Below are 9,496 nucleotides of genomic sequence, written 5' to 3'. Positions count from 1 at the left end.
GACAGGCCCCAGCGCGACGACATCACCGTCATCGTCGCCGAATTCAGCCCCGCCCCCTCGCCGTGACGAACCGCATGCGCCCATTCATCCGCTCCCCGCGCCGCGTCTCCACCGCGCTCGCCCTGCTGGCCACCCTGGCCGGCCCGCCGGCGGCGCTCGCCCAGTTCCGCCCGCCGCCCGCCACCGAGGCGCAGCGCATGACGGAGCAGGGCGACCAGTCGCTCGTGTCCGCCAACGCCGCCCTCGCCAAGGGCGACAAGAAGGAGGCGGAGGAGAAGTTCAAGAAGGCGCTCCAGCTCTTCGAGCAGGCGCTCGCGCAGGAGCCGCAGTCCGTGTTCGCCGCCGCGGGCCTGGGCAGCGCCGCCAACGCGCTCCAGGACTTCCAGCGCACGGCGGCGCGCCTTCAGCCGGTGTTCGCGCAGAACCCGCAGGAGCTGTCGCTCGCGTACCCGCTGGGCACCGCGTACTTCAAGCTGCGCCGCTTCGCGGAGGCCGTGCCGGTGCTGGAGCAGGTGGCCGCCGCGGATCAGCCGGACCACCTCATCGTCCACTACTACCTGGCCAGCTACTACCTCTACGCCCAGGACGGGAACCGGGCCGTGACGCGGCTGCAGCGCTACCTGGTGCTGCGCCCGGAGAAGCTCGCGGGCAACGACTTCCAGATCCATGAGCTGCTGGGCAAGGCGCACCTCATCCGCCGGGACGCGGCCGCCGCGCGCGCCTCCTTCGAGAAGGCGCAGGCCGGCCGGGCCGAGTCCGCGACGGCGCAGATCGGCCTCGCCGCCGTGCTGGAGATGGAGGGCCGGGTGCCGGAGTCCCGCGCGCTCCTGGAGCGGCTGGTGACGAAGTTCCCGCAGGCCGCCGAGCCGAAGGAGCGCCTCGCGCGCCAGTACCTCGCCGCGGGCGACGTGCCTCGCGCGGACATCCAGGCCACCGCCCTGATGAAGCTGGGCTCCACGCCCGCCGCGCACCTGCTGCTGGGGGACGTGCGGCTCGCGCAGAAGCAGCCCGCGCAGGCGGAGGCCGAGTTCCGCAAGGTGCTGGAGCTGCAGCCGGGCCTGCTCATGGGGCAGATCGCCGTGGGCAAGGCGCTCCAGGCGCAGGCGCGCCACGAGGAGGCCATCCAGTTCCTGGAGTCCGCGGTGAAGTCGGGCGGCGGCAGCCTGGAGCTGTGGGCCACGCTGGGCTCCGTCAACCGCCGCGCCGGCCGCTACCAGCGCGCGGTGGAGGTGCACCGGCGCGTGGTGGAGATGGCCCCGCGCCAGGCGCTGGGACACATGCTGCTGGGCGCGGATCACTTCGCCACCGGCCAGTGGGATCAGGCCATCGAGGACTACGGCAGCGCGCTTCAAGTGGAGCCCGGCCACCCCGGCGCGAAGCAGTGGCTGGCCCGGGCGCTGGCCCACCGCGCGCGCGACCGCGCCGGCACCCAGCGCCTGGAGGACGCCGTGCGCGACCTGCGCCGCGCGTACGACCTGGACCGCTCCGTCCCCATGGCCCGCCGCCTGGGCGCGGCGCTGCTGGACAGCCACCAGTTCGCGGAGGCCCGCAAGGTGATGGAGGGCGCGGTGACGCTGCCGGGCGTGACCTGGCGCGAGCACCTGCTCCTGGGCTACGCGCGGCTGGGCGCGGGCGACGCGCAGGCCGCGCTCGCCGCCTTCACCCGGTCCGGTGAGGCCACGCAGGAGCCGGATCAGCGCGCGGAGGCGTCCGCGGGCGCCGCGCTCGCGGAGGTGGAGCTGGGCCAGGTGGACGCCGCCGTGCAGCGGCTGACGGACGCGGGCCCCTCCAAGACGGCGGCGAAGGTGGCGGAGGCGAACCTGCCCCGCGTGCTGGTGCGCCGCGCCCTGGCGAAGCTGGAGACGGGCGACGCCGCCGCGGCGAACCGGGACCTGGACGCGGTGGACCGCCTGGGCACCGGCAAGCGCGCGGACCTGGCGAAGCTGGCCACCTTCGCCCGGGCGCTCACGCGCGCGGAGGAAGGGCGGTTCGCGGAGGCCTCCGCGGGCATCAAGCGCGCCCTCACGCCGGCGCCGGAGTGGGCGTGGTCCAACACGCGCGCGCTCGCGGACGCGTGGGTGCTCTACCGCCAGGGCAAGGTCGCGCCCTCGCGCAAGCTGCTCACCACGGCCCAGAAGAAGCCCATGCCCGGACAGCCCAAGTGGATGGGCAACCTCACCGGCGCGCTGCTGCGGCGCGAGGCGGCGCTCGCGTACGCCTCCGGCAACATGAAGGCGTCGGAGAAGGCGCTGAAGGCCGCGCTGTCCGCGACGCCCGACGACGCGCTGGTGCAGCACAACCTGGCGTGCGTGGACTGGCGCCAGGGGGACACCGCGTCCGCGCTGGCGACGTGGAAGCGCCTGGAGACCGCCGTGCCTGTCGCGTCGCTCAACCTGGGCATCGACGCGCAGGAGCGCCGGCATGAACCCGCCGAGGCCGTGGACGCCTGGCGCCGCTACCTGGCCTCCGGCGCGGGCTCCCGCGCCGCCCAGGTGCGGGAATGGAAGGACCGCCTGCAGGGCCTCTATGGACTGGGTGACGCGCAGGGCGTCACGCCGGCCACCGGGGTCGCGGAGGAGACGCCGTGAAGACGCCATCCCTTTTCGCGCGGGGGAGCCTCCTGCTCGCCGCCGCGCTGTTCGCCGTTGCCGCTGTCCCGTTCACCGCCTCCGCCGCGCCGAAGAAGGCCACGCTGGGCGTGTTCCTGGCCACCACGCTGTCGGACGGCCAGGAGCGCTTCCAGTACGCGGAGGCCCTGGCCCAGAAGCTGGAGGCCAGCCTGGGCCGCCCCGTGGGCGCCAAGAGCTTCGGCCGCTACGAGGACTTCTCCAAGGCGGTGGGGGAGGGGCAGATCGACTTCGCCGTGGTGGACGGCTGGGCCGCGGTGCAGCTGGGCGCGAAGGCCCAGCCCGTGGCGTACGCGCCGCGCTCCGGTGAGACGCAGCAGCGCTGGGCCATCATCTCCACCCAGAAGGGCACCGTGAAGGACCTCGCCGGCAAGCGCATGGCGCTGGTCAAGGGCGCGGGCCCCGCGGACCCCAAGTTCGTCACCCACGTCGTGCTGGGCGGCGACCTGGACGCCCAGAAGCACTTCAAGCTGGTGCCGGTGCCCAACGTGGAGTCGGCGGTGAAGATGCTGGAGGCCAGGGGCGCGGAGGCCGCGCTCGTGCCGGTGGCGCACGTGCCCAGGGACATGAAGGTCCTCTTCCGGAGCACCCGGGTTCCCGGCGCGGTGCTGGTGGACCTGAAGGGCGGGGCGGACGCGTTGTCCCAGGCCCTGTCCTCCGTGGGTGCGGTCGCCCCGTTCGACGCCTTCGCCCGCATCCAGGGCCGCGAGTTCGAGGACTTCCGCAAGCTCGTCACCCAGGGCCCCCCGCGCCGCCAGCCCGTCCTCGCGGACTCACCCGACCTGCGGGTGGAGACGCCGGTGCTCGTCCAGTCCGAGTCGCTGGGTCCCGCGCTGCCGCCGTTCGCGGACGACCTGGCCGTTTCCGCTGAACAACCGGATGACTGATTGCGGCGTGGACTGAGCCCCGCGCGGCGCTCCCGTCGCCGCGCGCGTGTTTCACCGGTATCGACAGCCATGACTTGGCCTAAGGCGAGTTATTGCGGTAGTTTGAGAAGTCGAGCGGAACGCCACCGTTCAGGGGTTGAAACTCGGCCCTGTGGACGATTGCCAGTCGCAACGGCTCTGGATCCTGGCGCACGAACCGCGGACGTCCCTGCTTCCCCTCGTGGAATTGAGAACGATGGACTCGACTGAGTACGGTGGGCCGCGCACCAACGCGGTGAAGGGGTTTGCCGGTCGGCTGGGCGCGCGCGCGTGCCTCACCCTGGTGGTTTGCGCGCTGTCGCTGTTCACGGTGGAGACGGCTCGCGCACAGGAGGCCCAGGAGCCCGCGGCGAAGACGCGGACCAAGGCCACCCGCAAGCGCGCGGCCACGACGCCGGGTGCCAAGGCGACGACGCCGGGCGCGAAGCCTGCGCGCACGGCGAAGACGCGCCGGGGCGCGAAGACGCCGCCTCCGCCGGTGGAGCCGGAGCCCATTCCGGGAGAGGAGCCCGCGCCGCAGGAGCCGGTGCTCGCCACCGAGCCGCCGCCCGCGCCCGCCGCGCCCATGGCCGGCCCCGGCCCGTCCGTGGCGGATCCGATGCCCGTGGCCTCGCCCGGGTCGCCGTCGCCGTATGACGGGCCGCTGACCACGGACATCCCCTCCAACCCGCCGCCCGCGCCGGCCCTGGGCTCGAGCGCGGTGCTGCCGTCGTCGCAGCAGCGCCCGGCCAGCAACGTCCCGGACCGCGCGCCCTTCACGGAGCCGGCGCCGGACCGCGCCATGCCGCCGCCCTCCAGCCTCTCCGGCCTGGACGGCCCGGACCTGGGCGGGGGCGACGACCTGGAGAAGAACATCAACCTGGCGCTGAGCGAGGCCGTCGTCACCACGGCGTCCAAGCGCAGCCAGCGCATCTCCGACGTGCCCCTCACGGTGTCCTGGATCCCGGCGGAGGAGCTGGAGGGCACCGGCCAGTTCTCGCTCTGCGAGGCCATCCAGTACTTCCCCGGCATGGAGTGCCGCCGGGGCTCCATGCGCAAGGCGGCGGTGAGCGCGCGCGGCCTGGGCTCCAACTACCTGTCCAACCGCCTGCTGCTCCTCAAGGACGGCCGTCCGCTGACGGACCCCTGGACGGGCCAGTTCTACGCGGATGAGACGACGCCGATGACCAACCTCAAGCAGGTGGAGGTCATCCGCGGCCCCGGTTCGTCGCTCTACGGCTCCAACGCCTTCAGCGGCGTCATCAACATCATCGAGCGCCAGCCCGCGGACCTCATCGCCAAGGGCCAGAACGTGGGCGCCGACGCGCGCATCCTCGCGGGCCAGGACAAGACCTGGCGCCTGCAGACCAACGTCGCCGGCCGCGGCGGCCCGGTGGAGGCGCTGCTCGGCTACTACGGCTTCGGCTCGGACGGCCCGCAGCTCTTCAACAACCAGCAGCTGGGCCAGACGGACACCAACGAGGACTCGCTGGTCCACCAGGTGAACGGCAAGGTCCGCGTGGGGCCCCTCGCGCTGGACGCGGACTTCACGGACGGCAACATCGGCCGGCCCGGTGGCCAGAACATCTCCACCGTGGGCAACTGCGGCCGCTGCCACTACACCGCGCAGGACAACGAGCACGTCCAGAACCTCAACGCCGCCCTGCAGCTGGATCAGCAGGTGACGGACAACGTGCGCGTGTTCGCCCAGGCCTACACCTTCTTCAAGCGCCGCAACGTGACGCTGGAGAATGAAATCACCGGCGCGCTGGAGGACACCCTGGGCAAGCGCAGCCGCCTGGGCGGCGAGGCGCGCGCGCTGTTCTCCCTGGACAAGCTCTCCGTCACCGTCGGCGGCGACGTGAAGGCCGACCAGGTGAACAACCAGAACGTCCTGCCCGGCCTGACCCTGGACGACACGAAGCAGACCATCCTGGGCGGCTTCGTGGACGCCGAGTACCGCATCACGGACCGGCTGGTGGTGGGCGCGGGCGCCCGCTACGACAACTATCAAATCCCCTCCAAGGTCTGGGAGGCGAAGACGGATCAGATCTCCCCGCGCGCCAGCGTCGTGTTCCACGCCATCCCGGAGCTGCTCACGCTGCGCACCAACTACGGCCGCGCCTTCCGCGCGCCCACGCTGGCGGAGCTGGCCATCAACCAGCAGATGTACGCCGCGACGCTGCTCGGCAACCCGGCCCTGCGCGCGGAGACGCTGGACACGGTGGAGGCGGCGGTGGACTTCTGGCCCTTCGACCGCAAGGTGCGCCTGACGGGCACGGGCTTCTACAACCGCGCCCGCAACTTCATCAACCAGGAGCTGCTCTTCGGCTCCACGTCCCAGTTCAAGAACCTGGGCGACGCGCGCGTGGCGGGCTTCGAGGCGGAGGCCGCGGCGCAGGTGCCGTCCCTCAACTCGTCCTTCGACGTGGCCTACCAGTTCCTGGACGCCCAGGCGCTGCCGGTGGGCGGCGGGGCTGGCTACCCGCTGGACTACGCGCCCACCCACCGCGTCTACCTGCGCGGCCGCACCAACATCGGCAAGTTCGCCTTCGTGGAGCTCTACGGCCTGTTCGTGGGCGCCCGGTATGATCCGGGCTTCGTGGTGGACGAGAACGCCGGCACCGCCACCCGCGTGAAGCTGCCCAGCTACATCACCGCGACCGCGCGCGTGGGCTTCAACGTCCACGAGCGCGTGGCGGTGTCCCTCCTGGGCACCAACCTCTTCAACGCGAAGTACGAGGAATCCCACGGCTTCCCCGCACCGCCGCTGGGCGTCTTCACCGAAGTTCGACTCCATTATTAGAGCGCAGTTTGGATACCGTCGCCGCCGTGAAGGATGCCCCCCTGAAGTTGACGCCGGACACGACGCTGACGCCGGAGGCGCTGGAGAAGGCCTCCGGGGTGCTGGCCCGGGACGGCCTGTTGTTGGGGCGCGGTGACGACGCGGCGCCGAAGCTGGTGCTGTTCGACGGGCGGCTCACCCCCGCCCACGCCGCGCTCCTGGCGCAGCATCCCCCGGCGCTGCTGCTGGCCACGCGCGGAGAGGGCGGCCAGCCGTCCGCCTGGGAGGCGCGCCTGTTGAGCGCGCTGTTGCGCGGCGAACCCATGATCCCCAAGGAAGCCGCCACGTCCGTCGCGTGGCTGGGCAGCGTGGCGGAGGTCACGGCCGTGGGCGAGCGCGCGGCCGAGGCCGTCCTCCAGGCCGGCGGCTCCAAGGGCGCGGCCAGCCGGGTGGCGGATGTCGTCCATGAGATTGGCGTGAACGCCCTGCTTGACGCGCCAGTGGACGGGAGCGGCGAGCCGAAGTACGCCCATCGGCGTGGCCAGGTGCAGTCGGTGGCGGAGGAGGATCGCTGCCTGCTGTCCTGGGCGGTGGCGGACGGCCGGGCGTGGCTGGAAGCGACGGACCGCTTCGGCCGCCTGTCGGTGTCACCGCTGGTGCGGGTGATCAAGGCGTGGGGTGAGAAGGCGCAGGTGGATGCTTCGGGTGGTGGCGCGGGACTGGGTCTGCGGCGCATCCTGGAGCACAGCGACGCGGTGGCGGTGCGGGTGACGCCGGGAAAGCGCACGCAGTTCGCCTGCGGGGTGGACCTGGGCGACGCTCGTCGCCGGACTGCTCAGCCCAAGTCGCTGCTGTTCAGTCTGGAACGAGGGTAGGCGGGTGGAGAGCCAAACTTCCAATGCCAGCATCACCTCCCTGCGCGTGGGCAGTCTGACCCACGTGCGCGTGGCCGGGGTGATCGACGAAACCTTCCCGCTCTCGCCAGCCTCCAAGGGCCTCCAGGGCCTGGTGGTGGTGGACCTGGGCCTGGTGGAGCGCATCAGCTCCTTCGGCGTGCGCCGGTGGATTGAGTTCGCCGGCCACCCGCCGCAGGGCGTGTCGGGGCTGTACGTCGTCAACGCGCCGCCGGTGGTGGTGGATCAGCTCAACATGGTGGAGGGCTTCGCGGGCGTCGCGCGCGTGCTCTCGCTGCTCGCGCCCTACGCGTGCCGCTTCTGCAAGGAGGACCGGCTGCGGCTGGTGCGCCTGGTGGAGGAGGCCAAGGTGCTGGAGCAGGGCGGGGCCCCGCCGCACCAGTGCCCCGTGTGCTCCCAGCCGCTGGAGTTCGCGGACGAGCCCACGGAGTTCTTCGACTTCGCGCGCCGCCAGCAGTTCTCCGCGGTGGACCCGGCGGTGCTGCGCTACCTGCGCTCGGGCATCCCGTCCGAGCCGTCCGAGCTGTCGTCGCACCTGAAGATCGTCCAGGACGACATCACCTTCATCACCCTGGCCAGCACGCTCAAGGGCGACCTCAACGTGCGCCGGCTGGCGTCCGGCCTGGAGGGGCGCGTCGCGTTCGACTGCTGCCACGTGAGCGTGGTGGAGCCGGAGGCGCTGCCGCGCATCGAACAGGTGCTGGAGGTGGCGTCGCAGGGCGCCCAGGTGGTGCTCTGCCGCGTGCCGCCGCCGCTGCTCGCCGTGCTGGCGAAGTCCACCAAGGCGCTGCCCGCGAAGCTGGCCACGCTGTGGCTGCCGTGCGACTGCCGCAACTGCGGCCAGGTCACCCATCAGCGCATCCAGACCTCCGAGTACCTGGAGGTCCTGCGCGCCAAGGGCACCATGGAGCGCGTGTGCCCCGTCTGCGGCGGCAGCGCCCGGGCTCCGGCGCTGGCGCAGTTCCAGGGGCTGCTCGCGCGCACGCCGCTCACCGACAAGCCGCTGGACGACATCGAGGCGCTGGAGCAGCGCGCCCTCAGCCAGTACCTCTTCGGCTCCACCAACCAGGACCCCGGCGCCAAGGGCACGTCCGCCACGGACACGCACAACAGCGGCGCGCGGCTGCAGATCATCCGCCGGCTGGGGCAGGGCGGCATGGCGGAGGTCTTCCTCGCCAAGCAGCAGGGCGTGAAGGGCTTCGAGAAGTTCGTCGTGATGAAGAAGATTCTCGCGCAGTTCGCTGAGAATCCTGAGTTCGTCGACATGCTCTTCGCGGAGGCCCGCGCCAACGCGCGCCTCACGCACCCGAACGTCGTCCAGACCTTCGACGTGGGCGTGACGGACGGCGTGGCGTACATCCTGATGGAGTACGTGCGCGGCCCGGACCTGAAGCGCCTGCTCACGGAGCTGCGCCGCAAGGGCATGGCGCTGCCCCTGGAGCACGCGCTGCGCATCGTGGCGGAGGTCGCCGCGGGCCTGCACTACGCGCACAGCTACGTGGACCCGTCCGGCACGGCGCACCCGGTGGTGCACCGCGACGTCAGCCCCCACAACGTGCTGGTGTCGCTGGACGGCGCCATCAAGCTGTCGGACTTCGGCATCGCCAAGGTGCAGGGCGAGGAGCACACGCAGGCGGGCGTCATCAAGGGGAAGATTTCGTACCTCTCCCCGGAGGCCGCCAGCGGCCGCCCGCTGGACTGGCGCAACGACGTGTTCGCGCTGGGCGTGGTGCTCTTCGAGCTGCTCACCGGCCAGCTGCCGTTCCGCCGCGACCACGACGCGGCCACGCTCGCGGCCATCGTGCGCGAGCCCGCGCCGGTGCCCTCGCAGCTGCGGCCCCACATCCCGCAGGACGTGTCGGACCTCATCCTGCGCGCGCTGGTGAAGGACCCGGCGCGCCGCACGCCCTCCGCGGCGGCGATGCGCGAGGAGATTGAAGCCGTCATCGCGCACCACCGGCTGTCCTCGTCGCCCGCGTCGGTGGCGCAGTTCTTCAAGGAGGCGCTGGGCGACCGGCTCTCCGAGTACGCGCCGTCGTCCATCGCCGGCTCGGGGACGGGCTCCAACCCCCGGGCGCTGATGCCGGGCACGGGCTCGCACTCGCGCAACCTGGGCACGGGCTCCGGCAGCGACATGCGGGCCCCGTCGGACATCTCCCGGCCGCCCGTGCGCGGTGGCTCCGGCAGCATGCCCCGGATGGAGCCGCCTCCGGTGGCCGCCCCGCAGGAGGCCGCCGAGCGCGGCACCGAGGTCGTCTCCGTCAC

The 9,496-nt window shown here is 72.4% G+C and carries 5 protein-coding genes; all 5 read left to right on the top strand.

The window, feature by feature from the left end; genetic code table 11:
• Positions 1-74: 74 nt before the first annotated feature.
• Positions 75-2,588, top strand: coding sequence for a tetratricopeptide repeat protein (locus D7X55_RS29165; protein ID WP_121724768.1), 2,514 nt, complete (start codon positions 75-77; stop codon positions 2,586-2,588).
• Positions 2,585-3,514 (top strand): PhnD/SsuA/transferrin family substrate-binding protein, encoded by a 930-nt coding sequence (locus D7X55_RS29160; protein WP_120551343.1) that lies wholly within the window; start codon positions 2,585-2,587, stop codon positions 3,512-3,514. The genes D7X55_RS29165 and D7X55_RS29160 overlap by 4 nt, the downstream gene beginning before the upstream one ends.
• A 235-nt stretch (positions 3,515-3,749) precedes the next feature.
• Positions 3,750-6,338 (top strand): TonB-dependent siderophore receptor, encoded by a 2,589-nt coding sequence (locus tag D7X55_RS29155; RefSeq protein WP_121724767.1) that lies wholly within the window; start codon positions 3,750-3,752, stop codon positions 6,336-6,338.
• 26 nt (positions 6,339-6,364) lie between these two features.
• Complete coding sequence (locus tag D7X55_RS43565) at positions 6,365-7,192, top strand: hypothetical protein (protein WP_158616277.1); 828 nt, start codon at positions 6,365-6,367, stop codon at positions 7,190-7,192.
• 4 nt (positions 7,193-7,196) lie between these two features.
• Positions 7,197-9,496: serine/threonine-protein kinase (locus D7X55_RS29145; RefSeq protein WP_199747202.1), on the top strand; the 2,300-nt coding region annotated here is incomplete at its 3' end.

The organism is Corallococcus sp. AB049A (assembly GCF_003668885.1).
In the GTDB taxonomy this organism is placed as follows: Bacteria; Myxococcota; Myxococcia; order Myxococcales; family Myxococcaceae; genus Corallococcus; species Corallococcus interemptor.
Note: the sequence above shows the minus strand (reverse complement) of the source record. Positions and strands in the feature narration are given on the sequence as shown.